The sequence below is a fragment of the Bradyrhizobium sp. YR681 genome, from assembly GCF_000282615.1.
In the GTDB taxonomy this organism is placed as follows: Bacteria; Pseudomonadota; Alphaproteobacteria; order Rhizobiales; family Xanthobacteraceae; genus Bradyrhizobium.
The window spans coordinates 16929-32981 of sequence record NZ_AKIY01000015.1; the positions used below are offsets into that span (position 1 = coordinate 16929).

Sequence of the window (16053 nt, forward strand, 5' to 3'; positions counted from 1 at the left end):
ACAGGCAGCCCTCAACAACCGCGGCAGATGTTCTTCAGCTTCGCCGCGGTTCTGGCCTCTTCGGCGATGAACGGGTCCTTATAGGCCGCGCGAGATGTGTCGTTCTGCACAGCCGCGGGCTTCTTTGCCTTCGGAGGAAATGCCGTGTCGTAGCAGGCCAGACGCTCGCTGGTGCTTTCGATCGCGCGGCAGTCGGCCTCCGCGCCGGCCGCGCCTCGTGCCAGTGCGCCGAGTGCCAATCCGACGACCACCAGCGGCACGGTCCAGACGGCGAGGCGATATCGAGGCATGCGCGCTCCTCCTCAGTCGGCGGGAGCGCGGGTGACCCTCAGTCACCGGTGGATGCCATAAAAATACGGTGATGGCCCGACTCTACGCCGACACCCCGCCAATAGCGAGCTTTAAAGCGGTCCGCACGCGTTGCCTTGGCGAGCCGTCTCGTCTAGGTCAGGCAGCAGCGATATCAACACGAGCGCGGCTGGCATGGCGACCATCTTTTTCGATCTCGACGGCACGCTGACCAACCCCAAGCCCGGGATCACGCGCTCGATCCAGTACGCGCTGGAGCGGCTGAGCCTTCCGGTCCCGAGCGAGGACGAACTGACCTGGTGCATCGGCCCGCCCCTGCATGCCAGCCTGAAGAAGCTCACCGGAAGCGACGCGCTGGCCGACCGGGCGCTGCTGCTCTATCGCGAGCGATTTGCCGATATCGGCCTGTTCGAGAACGAGGCCTATGCCGGCATCATCGACACGCTGACGACGATTGCCGCGACCAGCCAGCGCATGTTCGTCGCGACCAGCAAGCCCGCCGTCTACGCCACCCGTATCGTCGATCATTTCGGCCTGAAACCGTATTTCGAGCGCGTGTTCGGCTCCGAGCTCGACGGAACCCGCGTCGACAAGCGCGACCTGCTCCGCTACGCGCTCGACGAGGCCAGGATCGATGCGAGCACGGCCATCATGATCGGCGACCGCAGCCATGACGTGGTCGGCGCCCGCACCAACGGCATGATTGCGATCGGAGTGCTCTATGGCTATGGCAGCGAGGCCGAGCTGCGGGATGCCGGCGCGCATCACATCTGCGCCGCGCATCCCGAGCTGCTCGGCCATTGCAGAGCATGATCCGGAAAAGTGTGCAGCGGTTTTCCGACAAGATCATGCTCAAACAACAAGCCTAAGCGCTGACCTTTTCGACCGCCGCCAGCATGCCCGTTTTCGGGTGGCAGTTGAGGTATTCGAAAAACTGCTCGTCCGCGGCCGCCACCGTGACCTCGTGATAGAGCCGCAGTTTTGCCGACGGCCCGAGCGTCGAGAGATACTTCATCGCCGCGCCGAAAATCCTGACATGGGTGGGATGTGATTCCGCCCAGCGTTCCAGCGCCGCAAGGCTCTTCCACCAGCTCTGGCCGTAGGACTTTTCGCTGACGCCGCCGTCGGCCGCGAGCACCTGCATGTAGCGGTTGGCATAGCAGCCGATGGCACGACCGTCGTCGCGCAGGAAATCCATGCCCTCGCGCAGCACCGGCTCGACGTCGTCGAGATAGAGCTTTCGCTCGGAAGCCTCGGTGTCGCTCCAGTCCTGCCCGGAGCGGATCAGGCAGAGATTGTCATGCGCCTTGATGCGCAGGCGCGCGCCGTCGCGGATCAGCTCCGGTACGCCATCGGGCGCCATCGCGTCGGTCTGCGACAGCGGAATGCGGTCGCGCATGCCGCCCCAATAGGCGTGCTCCTGCACCTCGCCGCTCATGCCCTCCGCAATGACGGCAACCCCCTCGGGGCGGCCAAGCGATGAGAACAGCGTTTCATGCCGCGCGACAGCGGGACGCAGCACCTCGATGAAGGTGCCGATGCCGTCCCGCGACTTGCCGGTCCAGGCGTGGCGCGCTTCCGCAAACCAGCCATCAAAGCGTGCGATGTCGTCCCAATAGGCGACCGTGACGATGGTCTCGTAGCCGGCCTGATCAACATAGTGCGCGCGATCCCAATGCGACGGGCCGCCCTCCACAGCGAAGAGCCCTGCGATTTCCTTCAATGCGTCTGTCGCTGTCGATGGCGCCGCACCACGATACTGCACGCCAAAATAGGCCATCACGACGCGGCTCACCGCCGGCTTGTAGCGCGCCACGAAGGACGGATATGGCGGCTGGTAATCATCAGGCACGCGCTTGTGGCGCGTGCGCGCGGTTTCGAGATGAAGAGGAATTGCGGATTCCATGGCCACGCCCTCCCTTGATCCCGGCGCTCAGCTCGCAGCCGCGCCGATGTCCGCAGGCTCGATCGTGTCGACCGGCAGCGCGAACTGTTCGACCCGCTGGTATCGCTTCTTGTTGAGCAGCAACCGCGTCACGTCGGGCCGCGAATAGTGGCCGGCGGGATCGGCGGCGTTCTTGGCAACGCCGATGGCGCCGAGATCGATCTCGGCAATCAAGAGCCCCTCCTGGTCCGGCGCGAGCTTGTCGCCGATCTGGCTGCCGTCGGGGCCGTAGATCGCCGCAAAGCCGCCGCCGACATGCAGCAGCGCGTTCTTGTCCGGCCGGTCGCAGAGCTCGTCGATCATCGCTTGCGAGACCGTCGCGCACGGCGCGAGCACGAAGCACGAGCCTTCGACCGCATAGACGCGCGAGGCGGCATTGTTCACCTCGGCGCCGAGCGCCGGCGCGAAGGGATCGTAGAGCGAAAAGCTCGGCCAGGCCGCGACATGCACCTGCTCGTTCTGGGCGTACATCGCGTATTTCGACAGCGGCTGAAGATGCTCCCAGCAGCACAGCGCGCCGATGCGGCCGATGTCGGGTCGCGCATGCACGGCAAGATCGCTGCCGTCGCCCTCGCCGTAGACGGTGCGCTCGGCATGGGTCGGCCGCAGCTTGCGGCGTTTTGCGATGGTCTCCCCGTCGGGCCCGATCACCCATTGCGCGAGGTAAAGGCTGCCGCCGTCGCGCTCGGACAGGCCGATCACCGCCGTCAGCTTCGCCTTGCGCACGGCATCGCGCAAGCGCTCGGCCTGCGGGCTGTCATAGGCCAGCGAATTGTCGAAATAGCGCTGCACGAAGCCGCGGCCGATCGCCCAGGCCGGCGAGTCCATCCAGATGTGCCAGGGGTAGCCGGGGATGAAGGCCTCGGGAAACGCGATCAGCTTGGCGCCCTTCTCGGCGGCCTCCTTGATCAGCGCGACCGACTTGTCGATCGAGGCGTCGAGATCGAGCCAGGCCGGCGCTGCCTGCACCACCGCAACCTTGTATTTCGGATGTTCGATGCCCATTGCCGCCTCCATTGCCGGTTGATCGGAAGCCACGTCCGATGCAGTCTATTTGGCCAAGCAAGACGGCCGGGCGCTCGACCACGGCGGAACAAAAACTCGACCGGGCGGGCTCGCCGGCCCGGTATGGGATTTGCCTCCGGTCAGGGTGGATCTGCGCCAACATGCGGTTTTCGGGATGTGAAAGGGAGGCTGCCCCAATGCCAGTCCAGTTCACGACAGACGGCAGCCCGGGCTACCGGCGGCTCGCCCTCTGGCAGGATATCGTCTGCGACGTCTTCGTCGGGCTCGACTGCAAGTCCGACCTCGGCAGCGCCTTTCACGGCTCGGTCACGCAGGCCACGCTTGGCAAGGCGGTGTGCTCCGAGGTCTGCTCCGATCGTCAGCACGTGTTCCGCACGCCGTCGCGCATCGCGCGCTCGGACCAGGACTATGTTCTCATCGCACTCGGCAATCGCGGCGACGGCGGTGTGGTGCAGGACGGCCGCGAGACCGTGATCCATCCCGGCGAATTCGCGCTCTACGACACCACGCGTCCCTATGAGCTGAAATTCAACGACAGTTTTGCCCAGACCATCTTCAAGGTCCCCCGCGAGATGTTGCAGCGGCGGCTCGGCGGCACCGAGACGCTGACCGCGATCGCGTTCGGCACCGATGCGCCGCTCGAACGGCTCGCCTACGACTTCATCTTCCGGCTCTGTCAGAGCGCGGACCGGCTCGCACCCGGCAATGCCTCCGCCTTGTCGGAGCAGGCCATCGATCTGCTGGCGATGGCGCTGAGCGAACGGCTCGGCAAGACCTCGCTGCCGTCCTCAACCCACCGCTCCGCCCTGCTCTACCGGCTGAAGGCCCATATCCGCGCGCACCTCGCCGATCCCGATCTGTCGCTGGCGGAGACCGCCGCGGCGCTCGGCATCTCGCCGCGCTATGTCAACGATCTCCTTGCCGACGAGGATATTTCGTTCCAGCGCTACGTTCTCGCCGAGCGTCTCGCCCAGTGCCGGCGCGACCTTGCTTCGCCCGTGCTGGCGCACCGTCACATCAGCGAGATCGCGTTTGCGTGGGGCTTCAACGACCTCTCGCATTTCGGCCGTGTCTTCCGCGAGCATTTTGGCATGTCGCCGCGCGATTTCAGGCAGAGCCAGCTGCGGCACTGAGCAGCCATCTTCGCCAGCCTTCGTCTGCAACGAAGGCAAGGCTCGCCCATTCCAGATTGTCTTGTCACCTCGCGTGCCTCAGGTTAGCCCGCATGAGGACTCACGCGACGATAAGTGGATCAGAGCTGTTGCTGAGTATCATCGCGATCCGGCTCGCGGTGCTTGTGCTGGCGGGCTGGAGTCTGACGCTCCTGCCGCAGCAGGCGCGCAACACTGAGCTCGCCTGCACGCCCTCCTTCGCGAGGGAAGTGCAGCAGCAGCCAAAGACGGGCAGCAATCTGCATGTTGCTGATCCCGCCTTCGCCGACATGCTTCGCCACGATTAGGGCGTGAGGGCATCGCTGGGAGATGCGACGCGGGCCTTCATCGCCTCGCTCATGGGAAGCTGGAGGTTCTGCCCCTTGGGCGGAATCGGCGCCTCGAACCATTTGGCGTAGAGTTTGTCGAACGCACCTGAAACCATCTTCTCCTTGATCGCGGCATCGACCAAAGCCTTGAACTCGGGATCTTCCCTCCGGGTCATCAACCCATAGTAGGATGGCGCATAGGTCGCTGCCAGCATCCGAAAAGTGCTGGGATCGGACGCGTTTGCGACGAGCCCGGCGATCAGGATATCGTCCTCGAACCACGCCGTCGCGCGGCCTGTTCCAAGCATCAGGAGCGACTCGGCGTGGTCTTTCGCCTGCACGATCATTACATTCAGCTTCTGATCATCGACGATCTTCTTGGCGACCGCGAAATTCAGCGAGCCCTGCGTGATGACGACCGTCTGCCCGTCGAGACCTTTCGGCTCCGTTACCCCCGACGCGGCGGACACCAGCCAGCGCGGCGACGCCACATAGGTCGCGATGGAAAACGAGACCTGTCTCTGCCGCTCCGCGGTATTGGTCGTGCTGCCGCACTCGACGTCGATCGTGCCGTTCTGAAGCAGCGGAATGCGGTTGGACGCATTCACCGGGACGTATTCGATGCCCAGCTCCGGCCGCCGCAAGGCGGTCTTGATCTTGTCTGCCACCGCAGAACAGAGGTCGAGTGAGAGACCTGTCGGCTTCTGATCCGACCCAAGATAAGCGAACGGAATAGACGCTTCCCGGTAGCCGAAGGTGATCTTGCCGATCTCCTTGATCTTGTCGAGGGTCGGACTGGCGGCCTGCGCTGCCGGCAGCTGGAACAGCGCGAGCGACGCGGCGGCAACAACGAGCGGGGACGAACGTCTGCGGATCATGTCAGCCTCCGGACTGTGCTTAAGCAGCGGGATTTCGCGACAACTCGTCGAGGCTTTCCCGCAAAGCGCGATCGAGTATCTCGACCGCGCGATCGATCTCCTCGGTCGAGACCGTGAGCGGCGGCGCGATACGCCAAACCGATCCGCGCTCGGGGCGGCGGCGGATGTTCATGCTCAGCCCGTGCTCGAAGCACTTTTTCGTGGTCAGTCCGCCGAGCTGATGAGCCGCCCGCCGGCTGTTGCGGTCGGTGACGAGCTCGACACCGAGCAGAAGACCCATGCCCCTGATGTCGCCAATCTGCTCGTATTTCTGCTGAAGTCCCTCGAACCGGCCGCGCAGATAGGCGCCCATGACATTGGCGCGTTCGACGAGCTTCTCTTCGGTAATCACACGCAGCACCGCGAGCCCGACCTCCGCAAGCAGGGGATCGGAGACGTGGCTGGTATAATAGGTGAAGTGATCGTCGTGCAGCTTGCTCTCGATCGCCTCCGTGGTCGACACCGCCGCAAGCGGAAGCCCACCGCCGAGCGTCTTGGACATGGTCATGATGTCAGGGACAACGCCGAAATACTCGGATCCCGTCTTCTTGCCGATGCGCCCGAACGCGGTCTGGGCCTCGTCGAAGATCAGCAACATGCCACGCTCGTCGGCGGCCTTGCGCAGCGCTTCCATGAACGCCTTCGGCGGCACCAACACGCCGCCGGCGCTGATCACGGGCTCAGCAATGATCGCCGCGCCGTGGCCGCTCGACTGCATGTCGAACATCTTCAGGGCAAGCTCGAGATTGGCGAGCGCGGATTCCTCGTCGCTGCCCTTCGCGATATAGGGACGATAGGCGTTCGGCTCGGGGATCACGAACACGCCGGGCGGCGGCACGCCATAGCCCTTGCGGTCGCTCGCCATGGAGACCGAGGCGGCGCCGCCAGTGATGCCGTGCCAGGAACCGCCGAGGACGAGCACCTCATAGCCGCCGGTGTACATCTTGGCCATCCGGAGCGCGACTTCGGTCGCTTCCGAACCGGTGTTGATGAAGATCGATCGCTTGAGATCGCCCGGCAGCCAATCCTTCGCCAGCACCTGGGCGAGCTCAGCCACCACTTCGGGGATCATCCCACTGAAGAGATGGAACGCTTTCTTCCCTGCCCTCTCCACCGCCGCGACGATGGCCGGGTGGTTGTGGCCGATCGTTGCGCACATCTGGCCCGAGGTGAAATCGAGGTAGTCGCGCCCGTCGCTATCGGTGACGATCGTCCCCTTCGCCGAGGTGAAGAGGTTCGGGAACACGTCTCCGCCATACCGGACCAGGAATTCGTCGGCGGCCTGTTTTAGTGCTGAAGTCATGTGGTCTCCTCAGGCAAGCGACATCCGCCGCACGGCTATGCGGCGCAGCGATGCGGAGTCCGCTCACCGGTCTCGGATCGGGTTTGGGGCACGAAGCTGTTGCGTCGGGGCGTTCGCGGTACGAAACTTGCCCGTGCAACAGGGAAATTCTTACCGGGCAGGCATGATGGGCGCCAGTTCAAAAAACTCAGCAGCCGATGAGCTGGAGTCAACGGAGCGGCCGCGCATGCCGCCGCTCAAGGCGCTGTCAGCGTTCGAGGCCGCCTCGCGTCACGGCAGCTTCAGCCGCGCTGCCGAGGAGCTCGGGGTCACGCCTTCGGCAATCAGCCATCACATCCAGAAGCTCGAGGATTTCCTCGGCTTGCGCGTCTTCTCCCGGCATGCCGGCCGCGCCGTGCTCACCAATGCCGGCCGCCTCTATGCCGGCGAGATCGAGCGCGCGTTCGGAACGATCATGGGCGCGACGCGGCTAGTGGCGCCGCAATCGCAGCGCGATCATCTGTTCATCGCCAGCGGTCCGAGCTTTGCCGCCAAATGGCTTCAGCCGCGGATCGGCCATTTCATCGGCCAGCATCCGGAGATCGGGATCAGGCTGTCGACCATCGCCGATCTGCGTGATCTCGAGACCATTCGCTTTGATCTCGCCATTGCCTATGGGCGCCCGCCCGTCCTGAACGGACGGCAGATCGAGCCGCTGCTGGCCGAGCGGCTGCGTCCGCTCTGCAGCCCGCGCCTGATCGAGCAGCTCGAGCTGCGCGATCCCGCCGATCTCGCCCGCGCCACGCTGATCCATTCCTCGAATGCGCTGACCTGGACCGACTATCTACGCAAGGTCACCGGAGCGAGCATCAAGGCTCGCCACGAATTGTGGTTCGACCGCTCCACCATGGCGATCGACGCGGCCGTCGAGGGGCTCGGCGTCGTTCTGGAAAGCGAGATCCTCGCTGCCGAGGAGCTGGACAAGGGCACGCTGGTCGCGCCGTTCCGCCAGCCTGAATTCGAGGTGGAGACGGTCTCCTACTATCTCGTGCGATCTGCCGAGGCGAAAGGGCGCAGCCATGTCAGCGCGTTCGAGGCCTGGCTGCGCGCGAAGATATCGGCGGCGAACTTGCAAACGACAAGCGTGATCTAGCAAATACGAACCGCGCAAAGCAGAGCCGCCATGTGCGCGCGCAATGGTGTGAGGCGCCTGCTTGCGCTAATTTCGGCTCAAAGGCCGCACCGATCAAACCAGCGGCCAGCCGAGGAGCATACCGATGGAATACCGACGCTTGGGCCGGTCCGGCCTGATGGTGCCTGCTTTAAGCCTGGGAACGGGTACGTTCGGCGGCGTCGGCCGCCTGGCTGCGTGGGGCACGACGGACGCGACCGAAGCGCGGCGGCTTCTCGACATCTGCCTCGAGGCCGGCGTGTCGATGTTCGACACCGCCGACGTCTATTCGCTCGGCGAGTCCGAGCGCGTGCTCGGCGAGGCCATCAAGGGCCGCCGCGACAAGGTGCTGGTCTCGACCAAGGCGACGTTCCGCTTCGGCGACGGCCCGAACGACATCGGCTCGTCGCGGCAGCATCTGCTCGCGGCGATCGATGGCTCGCTGAGCCGGCTGGGCACCGACTACATCGACCTGTTCCAGCTCCATGGTTTTGACGCCTTCACGCCGCCCGAAGAGGTGCTGTCCACCCTCGACATGCTCGTGCGCGCCGGCAAGATCCGCTATGTCGGCGTGTCGAATTTTTCGGGCTGGCACCTGATGAAGTCGCTCTTGGTTGCCGACAAGCACGGCTTTCCGCGCTACGTCGCCAACCAGACCTATTATTCGCTTGTAGGGCGCGACTACGAATGGGAGCTGATGCCGCTCGGCCTCGACCAGGGCCTCGGCGCGGTGGTCTGGTCGCCGCTCGGATGGGGGCGCCTCACTGGCAAGATCCGCCGCGGCCAGCCCAAGCCCGAAGTCAGCCGCCTGCCCAAGACCGCTGATTTCGGCCCGCCGGTGCCGGACGAGCACGTCTATCGTGTGGTCGACGCGATCGACGAGGTCGCCAAGGAGACAGGCAAGAGCGTGTCGCAGATCGCGCTGAACTGGTTGCTGCAACGCCCGACGGTCTCGACACTGATCATCGGCGCGCGCAACGAGGCCCAGCTGCGCGAAAATCTCGGCGCGGTCGGCTGGTCATTGACCAAGGACCAGGTCTCCAGGCTCGACGCCGCCAGCAAGGTGACGCTGCCCTATCCCTATTGGCACCAGCGCACGACCTTCACCGACCGCAACCCGCCCGCGGTGTAGGGCGCGCTCCTATCGCAGGTTGGCGCGAAGCTCGCGCACGCCCCGCCCCAGCCGCTCGCGCAGCAGCGTGCGTAATGTCGCTCCGTCGACATAGCCGACCTCGGCGGCGATGGCATCGAGGTCGAGGCCGCTGCCGTGAAGCAGCGATTGGGCCCGCTCGACGCGCAAATCCTGGAAATAGGAAAGCGGCGATTTACCAAGCACCGCCTCGCAGCGGCGCTGCAGGGTGCGTGCACTCGTCGCCAGTGCGCCCGCGGCCTTCTGCAGCGAAAACCCTTCCCTGAGGTGGTCGCGCGCCCACCGCTCGAAACGGAGGATCAGCGGATCAGCCTGCGCCAGATGATTGGGAATGATGTAGGGCGCCTGCGAGGAGCGGATGTCGGCAAGCAGATAACGCGAAACCAGCGCCGCCAATTCCGGACTGGTCTTGCGGATCAGCCAAAGCGCGAGATCGAGATGCCCGAGCGCCGCGCCTGCCGTAACACCCACGTCCGTGGGCACGAGCATCCGGGATTCATCGAGCCTGACGTTCGGGTAGCGCTGCCGAAACAGCGGCGCGAGCCACCATGTTGTCGTCGCCTCGCGATGATCGAGCAAACCCGCCTCCGCGAGTAGGAACGTGCCAATGCAGGATGCCGCGATCTGGGCGCCTCCGCCACGCCACTTCCGGAGCTGGGCCTGGGCCTGAATGACATCCCGGCGCTGGAGCGCGGCGATCAGCGGCTCCGGCCGTCCCGTATTCAACGCGGGCACGATAACCCATTCGGGCTTCAAATCCGGCGATACGGGTTGGGTGGGTATCAGCAGGCCCTGCCCGGTTCGTACCCGCCGCCGCAGGCCCACGATCGAGAGATCGAAACGGATCGACCCGGATGAGAATTTATTCGCGAGCGTGAATGCATCGAGCATCGCGGTGAGCCCGGTGTCGAACAAGCCGTCGAGGGCGAGGATCGTGATCCGCATGGCGTAAATGACCTCAAAGTTGGCAATTACGACAATACCAGGATCTTTGTCCGCGGGCTACAAGCTCTGCACGGAAGATCGCAACGGAGCGAATTGGCAAAGCGCGAAAATCAAGCTGTTTCGAGCAGATTCAGTGCCGCTTTCCGGGTATTTAGCCGCCAGGTCGACCGTGACGCCAATGACACCAAAATTGTCATTTGCGCCTCTGCAGCCCCTCTTATGGATCGGACTGGTCTGATCCTCGCCGCGTGTCCCGACGCAGAAGGAGATTACTCATGAAAGTCATGGCCGTCGCATCGATCACCAAGCCGCTCTCGCCGGAGCAGCGCCAGCAGATCATGCCGAACGAGGTGCCCGCCACCCTCAAGCTCTATCTCGACGGCAAGATCGAGCAGTTCTGGTACCGCCAGGACGCACCGGGGGTGATCTTCCTGATGAACGTGGAGTCCGTCGAACAAGCCAGGACGGCGGTCGAAGCGCTGCCGCTCGTGACCGGCGGCTTTGCCAAATACGACTTCATGCAGGTCGGCCCCCTCGCCCCGCTCGGTCTACTCATCCAGGGCAAGTGACCAGCTGGCTTTACAAATCTCAAACACAGCCTGCGTCGCCGCCTTCATTCGGCGGCGACGCGGTGACACCTCCAGAGGACGGCACGCACATGCACGACGTGATCAAACAGTCCATCGACGCGCATGGTGGACTCGAACGATGGGGCGAACTGCGGCAGATCTCCGCGACGTTCACAGCCGGCGGACCGGCATTCGAACAGAGGGGTCAAGAAGCCTTCACAAGGATGCCGACGCGCGTCACGATCGACACGCGCACGCAGAGAACGGTCTTCGAGCCGTTCCTCATGGCGGGACGCCGTGGCATTTTTGAACCCCATCGCACCGCCGTTGAATCCAGCGACGGCGCGCCGCTGGAAGAGCTGAACGATCCTCGGAACTCGTTCGAGGGCCGGCCCTGGAGCGCGACTCAGCTCGCCTATTTCGCTGGTTACGCAATCTGGATGTACCTGACCGTGCCCTTCTCTCTTTTGAGACACGGCATCAGGTGCGAGGAGGTTCGTCCGTGGCTAGAAGACGGCGAAACCTGGCGCTCGCTCAAGGTGAGCTTTCCAAAATCCTACGTCACACACTCCACGGAGCAGACGCTCTATTTCGACGCCGCAGGGATGATCCGGAGACAGGATTACTCCGTCGAAGTCTCCGGCGGTGCAAAGGTCGCTCACTATCTCTACGACCATCGCGAATTCGATGGCATCGTCTTTCCGACGCGCCGCCGTGTCTTTCTGCGCGCGCCCGACCTGACGCCGCAGAAGGACCTCGCGGTTATCACAGCCGATTTCCGCGACATCAATCTCATCTCTGCTTGACCGTACCGCGCACCTGAACAGGAGCTTGAGAACACATCATGCAGTTCGATTTCGACAGCCTCGGTGAGGACATGAGGTACAAGCTGATGCTGGCCACGGTACTGCCGCGTCCCATCGCGTGGGTTACGACGCAGGATCGCAATGGCCTGGTGAATGCCGCACCCTTTTCCTTCTTCAACGTGTTCGGAACCGAACCGCCGACGGTCGGCATTGGCGTCGGCCGCAATTCGCCGACGCAACCCAAGGACACCGGCCTGAATATCCGCGCGACGGAGGAGTTTGTCGTCAACCTCGTGCCGTTCGCCGTGGCAGAAGAGATGCGTGCCAGCTCGATGCCATTTCCGCCTGACGTCAGAGAGATCGACGCAGTCGGCCTGCCAAGCGTCCGCGTTACGCCGCCGCGGATCGATGACAGCCCCGTCGCCTTCGAGTGCAAGTTCATGCAGGAGATCCGCCTCGGCAATTTCAGCCTGATCCTCGGCCGCATCGTCATGCTGCACGTACGGGACGAAGCGGTGCTGGATGCCGATCGCCTCTACATCGACGCAGCGAAGCTGGATCTGATCGGCCGCATGGAAGGCGCCCTTTACACACGCACACGCGACAAGTTCGAGCCGAGCGCCGCACTCGGCCAGACGCTTCTCGCCAAACAAAAGGTCTGAATGGGAGGACTTCTCATGAAGAAAGCTCTCGCTGCCATCTCGCTGATCCCGTGCCTGATGAGTTCGGAAACCGGCCATGCGCAATCCACAACTTCGCCGACGCCCACCACGCGGATCCTAGCAATCGGCACGTTGAATCCCGGCGTCGATCTTCCCGCGGCCCGCGCGATCCTGCCTACGGAAGTCCGGGAGACGGTGAACCTCTACCTGGATGGCAAGATCGACCAATGGTACTCCCTCCAGGGACGCCCGGGTGTGGCATTCATCCTGAACGTCACGGACCCGGCAACGGCGCACGAGATGCTTGAGAAGCTGCCGTTGGGGCAAGCCCATCTCATGAGCTTCGAGCTGATTCCGCTGGCCCCGCTCAATCCACTTCGGCAATTGCAGGGCATGGCACCGGGCTCGCCCTGAACGGCTTGAGCTGCATCAAGCCCGCTTGCGTCGGCCGTGGCATCCTGCGGCCCTCGCGAGGCCGCCGATGCGACGATTTGCCATGAAGGCCCTGCTCACGGCCCTCAACCTGAACCGCGCCGAGCGGACCCGGATCGACCGGGATCGCACCGTCCTGATCGTGTCGACGGCGGTGACGCTCGGGCTCATTGCGCTCTACGTCTTCGGAAAGTCGACAGCGCGCTGGTAAGACGACGGCGGTTCTGCGGCGCGGGAACACTCCGTGTCCTGCCGGGTTGCGATCCATCCTCCAATTTCCTAATCCGGGGATGAAAACGGCTCGAATCAAGCGCGCCTCCACCATGTCGTCCGCTCCAACAGTGCATGCCGACGGCCTGCCGCAGCCGCAGCGCAACCAGGCTGTGCTGACCATTGCGCTCGGCATCATCATGGCGGTGGTCGACAGCGCCATCGCCAATGTGGCGCTGCCGACGATCGCGGCCGACCTCGACGCCAGCCCCGCCTTCTCGATCTGGATCGTCAACGGCTACCAGCTCGCGATCACGATCTCGCTGCTGCCGCTGGCCTCGCTCGGCGAGATCGTCGGCTATCGCCGCGTCTATCTGGTCGGCCTCGTGCTGTTCACGCTCGCATCGGCCTTCTGCGCGCTGGCCGATACGCTGCCGCTGCTGACGGTCGCACGCATCGTCCAGGGCTTTGGCGCCGCCGGCATCATGAGCGTCAACTCGGCGCTGGTGCGCTTCACCTATCCGCGCAGCCGGCTCGGCCGCGGCATCGGACTCAACGCGCTGGTCGTCGCCTTCTCCGCCGCGGTCGGCCCGACACTCGCGGCCGGGATCCTCGCGGTCGGAAGCTGGCCCTGGCTGTTCGCCATCAACGTGCCGCTTGGCGTGGTGACGCTGCTGCTCGGCCTGCGCAGCCTGCCGCACACCAAGCCTGCGAGCCATTCGTTCGACTGGCAGAGCGCAGGACTCTCCGCGATTACCTTCGGCGTCGGCATCGCGGCGATCGACAGCGTCGGCCACGGCGAGGCCGCGCTCACGTGTCTCGTCCAGTTCGCCGTCGCCATCGTCGCGGGCGCGCTGCTGATCTACCGCGAAACCCACATGACCTCGCCGCTGCTGCCGGTCGACCTGCTGCGCATCCCGGTGTTCGCATTGTCGATCGCAACCTCGATCGCCTCGTTCTGCGCGCAGATGCTGGCCTTCGTCGCGATCCCGTTCTACCTCCAGAGCCGGTTCGGCTATTCGGCCGTGCATATGGGCCTGTTGATCACACCGTGGCCGATCGCGGTCGCCTTCGCAGCTCCCCTTGCCGGCCGGCTGGTCGAGCATTATCCGGCCGGCCTGCTCGGCGGCATCGGGCTCACGCTGTTCGCCTGCGGCCTCGGCGCACTCGCCCTCCTGCCTGCCGCGCCCACGTCGCTCGACGTGATCTGGCGGATGGCGCTCGCCGGCGCCGGCTTCGGCCTGTTCCAGACCCCCAACAACCGCACCATGATCGCAGCCGCCCCGCGCGAGCGCGCCGGCGGTGCCAGCGGTATGCTGGGCACGGCGCGGCTGCTCGGCCAGACCACGGGTGCGGCGCTGGTGGCGCTGTTCCTCGGCCGCTATCCGATCGAAGGAACCAGGATCGCGCTGCTCACCGGCGTCGGGTTCGCGCTCTGCGGCGCGGTGCTGAGCATGCTGCGGCTGTCACCGGCGGGCGCACGCGGCGCCGAGCATGTCCGGGTCCAGGACGATCAGCGTCTGCGCGGCGATTGAGCGGGAGATACTGTCCGGGTTGATACAATCCGTAGTTTTACCCTCCCACCCCAAGACGTATTGCGCTCGCGCTTTGGTTGCGGTTCATTGCAACCAAGGCTGGGGGATATTTTATGAGCTATTTTAAGGTTGTGGCGCTTTGCGCCGTGGCTGCGGTCGCGAGTGGATGTGCGGGCCGCGCGCCGGCTCCTGTTTCCGTGGTGCAGCCTCAGGACCGTTATATGGACTGCGCAGCGATCACCAGCGAAGTCCAAACCAACAACGCCAAGGTCCAACAGCTCGCTTCCGACAAGGGCCTGAAGGTGGCTCAGAATGTCGCCGCGGGAGTTGCCGGTTTGGTCGTGCCGGTTCTTTGGTTCGGCATGGACTTTCAGGGAACGGCAGACACCGAAATACAAGCGCTTCAGGCGCGTCAGCAATACTTGGGCGCGCTCGCGGAGCAGCGCCGTTGTGGGGACAACAATGGAGAGCCGGACAAGGTGCTTGCGGAGAGCCCGAAGAGACCAAAGGCAAAGCCAAAGGCCGCGCCGCCTGCTCCAACGGCTGCGGCCGCACCGTCACCTACGGAAGAGAAGTAAGAGCGATTGCAGGACGGCCTCGCTAACGCGCCTCCTGAAGTCACTGCTCTAGGCAAACAAAAAGGCCGGCTCTTCAGCCGGCCTTTTCAATTCATCACTCGTCGATCAAGCCTTGACCAGCGGGCCCTTCGAGGTCGGCCCCTTGGAGCCGCCGGGGCCGCCCGGCTTGGGCTTGCCCGGCGGACGCTTGCGGGCAGGCAGCTTTTCCTGCTTCGGCGTGACCGGGCCCTCGACGAACTCGAAGCCGATCTTCTCCTTGGTCTCGTCAGCCTCGTCCTTGACCAGGACGACGCGGACGTGACCGCCGCTCTTCAGCTTGCCGAACAGCACCTCGTCAGCCAGCGGCTTCTTGATGTGCTCCTGGATCACGCGAGCCATGGGACGTGCGCCCATCTGCTCGTCGTAACCATGCTGGACCAGCCAGGTCTTGGCGGGCTCGGACAGCTCGATGGTGACGTCGCGGTCGCCGAGCTGCGCCTCGAGCTGAAGCACGAACTTCTCGACCACGGTGCCGATCACCTCGACGCTGAGATGACCGAACGAGACGATGGCATCGAGGCGGTTGCGGAACTCCGGCGCGAACTGCCGGTTGATCGCCTCGTGGTCGTCGCCTTCCCGCTTCGAGCGCGTGAAGCCGAACGCCTGCTTGGCGAGATCCGAAGCACCCGCATTCGTGGTCATGATCAGGATCACGTTGCGGAAATTGACCTGCTTGCCGTTGTGGTCGGTGAGCCGGCCGTGATCCATGATCTGGAGCAGCACGTTGTAGAGATCGGGATGCGCCTTCTCGATTTCGTCGAGCAGCACCACGCAATGCGGATGCTGGTCGACGCCGTCGGTGAGCAGGCCGCCCTGGTCGAAGCCGACATAGCCGGGAGGCGCGCCGATCAGGCGCGACACGGTGTGCCGCTCCATGTATTCGGACATGTCGAAGCGCAGCAACTCGACGCCGAGCGAGGCCGCGAGCTGCTTTGCAACTTCGGTCTTGCCGACGCCGGTGGGACCCGAGAACAAATAGCAGCCGATCGGCTTTTCC

At 64.4% G+C, this 16053-nt stretch carries 19 protein-coding genes; 12 read left to right on the forward strand and 7 right to left on the reverse strand.

What is annotated here, in order from left to right; translation table 11 throughout:
• Positions 1-11: 11 nt before the first annotated feature.
• A complete protein-coding gene (locus PMI42_RS01965) occupies positions 12-290 on the reverse strand; it encodes a type VI secretion system-associated protein TagO (protein ID WP_008130084.1) in 279 nt (92 codons plus the stop codon).
• A gap of 193 nt (positions 291-483) precedes the next feature.
• Between PMI42_RS01965 and PMI42_RS01970 the strand changes: the two genes are divergently transcribed.
• On the forward strand, positions 484-1122 hold the full coding sequence (locus PMI42_RS01970; RefSeq protein ID WP_008130085.1) for an HAD family hydrolase: 639 nt from the start codon (positions 484-486) through the stop codon (positions 1120-1122).
• 52 nt (positions 1123-1174) lie between these two features.
• Here the strand turns inward: PMI42_RS01970 and PMI42_RS01975 are convergent, their stop codons facing one another.
• Positions 1175-2215 carry a phenylacetaldoxime dehydratase family protein gene (locus PMI42_RS01975; RefSeq protein WP_008130086.1) on the reverse strand — a complete coding sequence of 347 codons (1041 nt, stop codon included), beginning with the start codon at positions 2213-2215 and terminating at the stop codon, positions 1175-1177.
• 27 nt (positions 2216-2242) lie between these two features.
• Positions 2243-3259, reverse strand: a complete 1017-nt coding sequence (locus PMI42_RS01980) for a carbon-nitrogen hydrolase family protein (protein ID WP_008130087.1) — start codon at positions 3257-3259, stop codon at positions 2243-2245.
• A gap of 197 nt (positions 3260-3456) precedes the next feature.
• On the opposite strand from PMI42_RS01980, the gene PMI42_RS01985 reads away from it, so the two are divergent.
• Together PMI42_RS01985 and PMI42_RS01990 are read left to right on the forward strand one after the other, a co-directional pair.
• Positions 3457-4413 carry an AraC-like ligand-binding domain-containing protein gene (locus PMI42_RS01985; protein WP_008130088.1) on the forward strand — a complete coding sequence of 319 codons (957 nt, stop codon included), beginning with the start codon at positions 3457-3459 and terminating at the stop codon, positions 4411-4413.
• Positions 4414-4541: 128 nt separating this feature from the next.
• Positions 4542-4739, forward strand: coding sequence for a hypothetical protein (locus PMI42_RS01990; RefSeq protein ID WP_162137396.1), 198 nt, complete (start codon positions 4542-4544; stop codon positions 4737-4739).
• Here the strand turns inward: PMI42_RS01990 and PMI42_RS01995 are convergent.
• Positions 4736-5638, reverse strand: coding sequence for a transporter substrate-binding domain-containing protein (locus PMI42_RS01995; RefSeq protein ID WP_008130092.1), 903 nt, complete (start codon positions 5636-5638; stop codon positions 4736-4738). The genes PMI42_RS01990 and PMI42_RS01995 overlap by 4 nt on opposite strands.
• A gap of 19 nt (positions 5639-5657) precedes the next feature.
• Positions 5658-6980 carry an aspartate aminotransferase family protein gene (locus PMI42_RS02000; RefSeq protein ID WP_008130094.1) on the reverse strand — a complete coding sequence of 441 codons (1323 nt, stop codon included), beginning with the start codon at positions 6978-6980 and terminating at the stop codon, positions 5658-5660.
• A 226-nt stretch (positions 6981-7206) separates the two neighbouring features.
• Between PMI42_RS02000 and PMI42_RS02005 the strand changes: the two genes are divergently transcribed.
• Both PMI42_RS02005 and PMI42_RS02010 read left to right on the forward strand, forming a co-directional pair.
• Positions 7207-8112: a LysR substrate-binding domain-containing protein gene (locus PMI42_RS02005; protein ID WP_008130096.1), complete on the forward strand. Its 906-nt coding sequence runs from the start codon at positions 7207-7209 to the stop codon at positions 8110-8112.
• Between the two features lie 124 nt (positions 8113-8236).
• Positions 8237-9262: an aldo/keto reductase gene (locus PMI42_RS02010; protein WP_008130097.1), complete on the forward strand. Its 1026-nt coding sequence runs from the start codon at positions 8237-8239 to the stop codon at positions 9260-9262.
• Between the two features lie 9 nt (positions 9263-9271).
• Here the strand turns inward: PMI42_RS02010 and PMI42_RS02015 are convergent, their stop codons facing one another.
• Complete coding sequence (locus tag PMI42_RS02015; RefSeq protein ID WP_008130098.1) at positions 9272-10225, reverse strand: GlxA family transcriptional regulator; 954 nt, start codon at positions 10223-10225, stop codon at positions 9272-9274.
• 275 nt (positions 10226-10500) lie between these two features.
• On the opposite strand from PMI42_RS02015, the gene PMI42_RS02020 reads away from it, so the two are divergent.
• The 7 genes from PMI42_RS02020 (at position 10501) to PMI42_RS02045 (ending at position 15017) form a co-directional block, all read left to right on the forward strand.
• On the forward strand, positions 10501-10794 hold the full coding sequence (locus tag PMI42_RS02020; RefSeq protein WP_008130099.1) for a hypothetical protein: 294 nt from the start codon (positions 10501-10503) through the stop codon (positions 10792-10794).
• 89 nt (positions 10795-10883) lie between these two features.
• Positions 10884-11600 (forward strand): hypothetical protein, encoded by a 717-nt coding sequence (locus PMI42_RS02025; protein WP_008130100.1) that lies wholly within the window; start codon positions 10884-10886, stop codon positions 11598-11600.
• Between the two features lie 38 nt (positions 11601-11638).
• On the forward strand, positions 11639-12262 hold the full coding sequence (locus PMI42_RS02030; protein WP_008130101.1) for a flavin reductase family protein: 624 nt from the start codon (positions 11639-11641) through the stop codon (positions 12260-12262).
• A 15-nt stretch (positions 12263-12277) separates the two neighbouring features.
• Complete coding sequence (locus PMI42_RS02035; RefSeq protein WP_008130102.1) at positions 12278-12676, forward strand: hypothetical protein; 399 nt, start codon at positions 12278-12280, stop codon at positions 12674-12676.
• A gap of 67 nt (positions 12677-12743) precedes the next feature.
• Positions 12744-12905: a hypothetical protein gene (locus PMI42_RS39895; RefSeq protein ID WP_008130103.1), complete on the forward strand. Its 162-nt coding sequence runs from the start codon at positions 12744-12746 to the stop codon at positions 12903-12905.
• Positions 12906-13017: 112 nt separating this feature from the next.
• On the forward strand, positions 13018-14439 hold the full coding sequence (locus tag PMI42_RS02040) for an MFS transporter (protein WP_008130104.1): 1422 nt from the start codon (positions 13018-13020) through the stop codon (positions 14437-14439).
• A gap of 113 nt (positions 14440-14552) precedes the next feature.
• Positions 14553-15017: a hypothetical protein gene (locus tag PMI42_RS02045; protein WP_008130105.1), complete on the forward strand. Its 465-nt coding sequence runs from the start codon at positions 14553-14555 to the stop codon at positions 15015-15017.
• Between the two features lie 105 nt (positions 15018-15122).
• Here the strand turns inward: PMI42_RS02045 and PMI42_RS02050 are convergent.
• Positions 15123-16053 (reverse strand): AAA family ATPase (locus PMI42_RS02050; RefSeq protein ID WP_008130106.1); only part of this gene is annotated, 931 nt, incomplete at its 5' end.

Excerpts from the sequence above, each read along its gene's own strand:
- PMI42_RS01965 (WP_008130084.1), bottom strand. The coding sequence starts at position 290 with ATGCCTCGATATCGCCTCGCCGTCTGGACCGTGCCGCTGGTGGTCGTC.
- PMI42_RS01970 (WP_008130085.1), top strand. The coding sequence starts at position 484 with ATGGCGACCATCTTTTTCGATCTCGACGGCACGCTGACCAACCCCAAG.
- PMI42_RS01975 (WP_008130086.1), bottom strand. The coding sequence starts at position 2,215 with ATGGAATCCGCAATTCCTCTTCATCTCGAAACCGCGCGCACGCGCCAC.
- PMI42_RS01980 (WP_008130087.1), bottom strand. The coding sequence starts at position 3,259 with ATGGGCATCGAACATCCGAAATACAAGGTTGCGGTGGTGCAGGCAGCG.
- PMI42_RS01985 (WP_008130088.1), top strand. The coding sequence starts at position 3,457 with ATGCCAGTCCAGTTCACGACAGACGGCAGCCCGGGCTACCGGCGGCTC.
- PMI42_RS01995 (WP_008130092.1), bottom strand. The coding sequence starts at position 5,638 with ATGATCCGCAGACGTTCGTCCCCGCTCGTTGTTGCCGCCGCGTCGCTC.
- PMI42_RS02000 (WP_008130094.1), bottom strand. The coding sequence starts at position 6,980 with ATGACTTCAGCACTAAAACAGGCCGCCGACGAATTCCTGGTCCGGTAT.
- PMI42_RS02005 (WP_008130096.1), top strand. The coding sequence starts at position 7,207 with ATGCCGCCGCTCAAGGCGCTGTCAGCGTTCGAGGCCGCCTCGCGTCAC.
- PMI42_RS02010 (WP_008130097.1), top strand. The coding sequence starts at position 8,237 with ATGGAATACCGACGCTTGGGCCGGTCCGGCCTGATGGTGCCTGCTTTA.
- PMI42_RS02015 (WP_008130098.1), bottom strand. The coding sequence starts at position 10,225 with ATGCGGATCACGATCCTCGCCCTCGACGGCTTGTTCGACACCGGGCTC.
- PMI42_RS02020 (WP_008130099.1), top strand. The coding sequence starts at position 10,501 with ATGAAAGTCATGGCCGTCGCATCGATCACCAAGCCGCTCTCGCCGGAG.
- PMI42_RS02025 (WP_008130100.1), top strand. The coding sequence starts at position 10,884 with ATGCACGACGTGATCAAACAGTCCATCGACGCGCATGGTGGACTCGAA.
- PMI42_RS02030 (WP_008130101.1), top strand. The coding sequence starts at position 11,639 with ATGCAGTTCGATTTCGACAGCCTCGGTGAGGACATGAGGTACAAGCTG.
- PMI42_RS02035 (WP_008130102.1), top strand. The coding sequence starts at position 12,278 with ATGAAGAAAGCTCTCGCTGCCATCTCGCTGATCCCGTGCCTGATGAGT.
- PMI42_RS39895 (WP_008130103.1), top strand. The coding sequence starts at position 12,744 with ATGCGACGATTTGCCATGAAGGCCCTGCTCACGGCCCTCAACCTGAAC.
- PMI42_RS02040 (WP_008130104.1), top strand. The coding sequence starts at position 13,018 with ATGTCGTCCGCTCCAACAGTGCATGCCGACGGCCTGCCGCAGCCGCAG.
- PMI42_RS02045 (WP_008130105.1), top strand. The coding sequence starts at position 14,553 with ATGAGCTATTTTAAGGTTGTGGCGCTTTGCGCCGTGGCTGCGGTCGCG.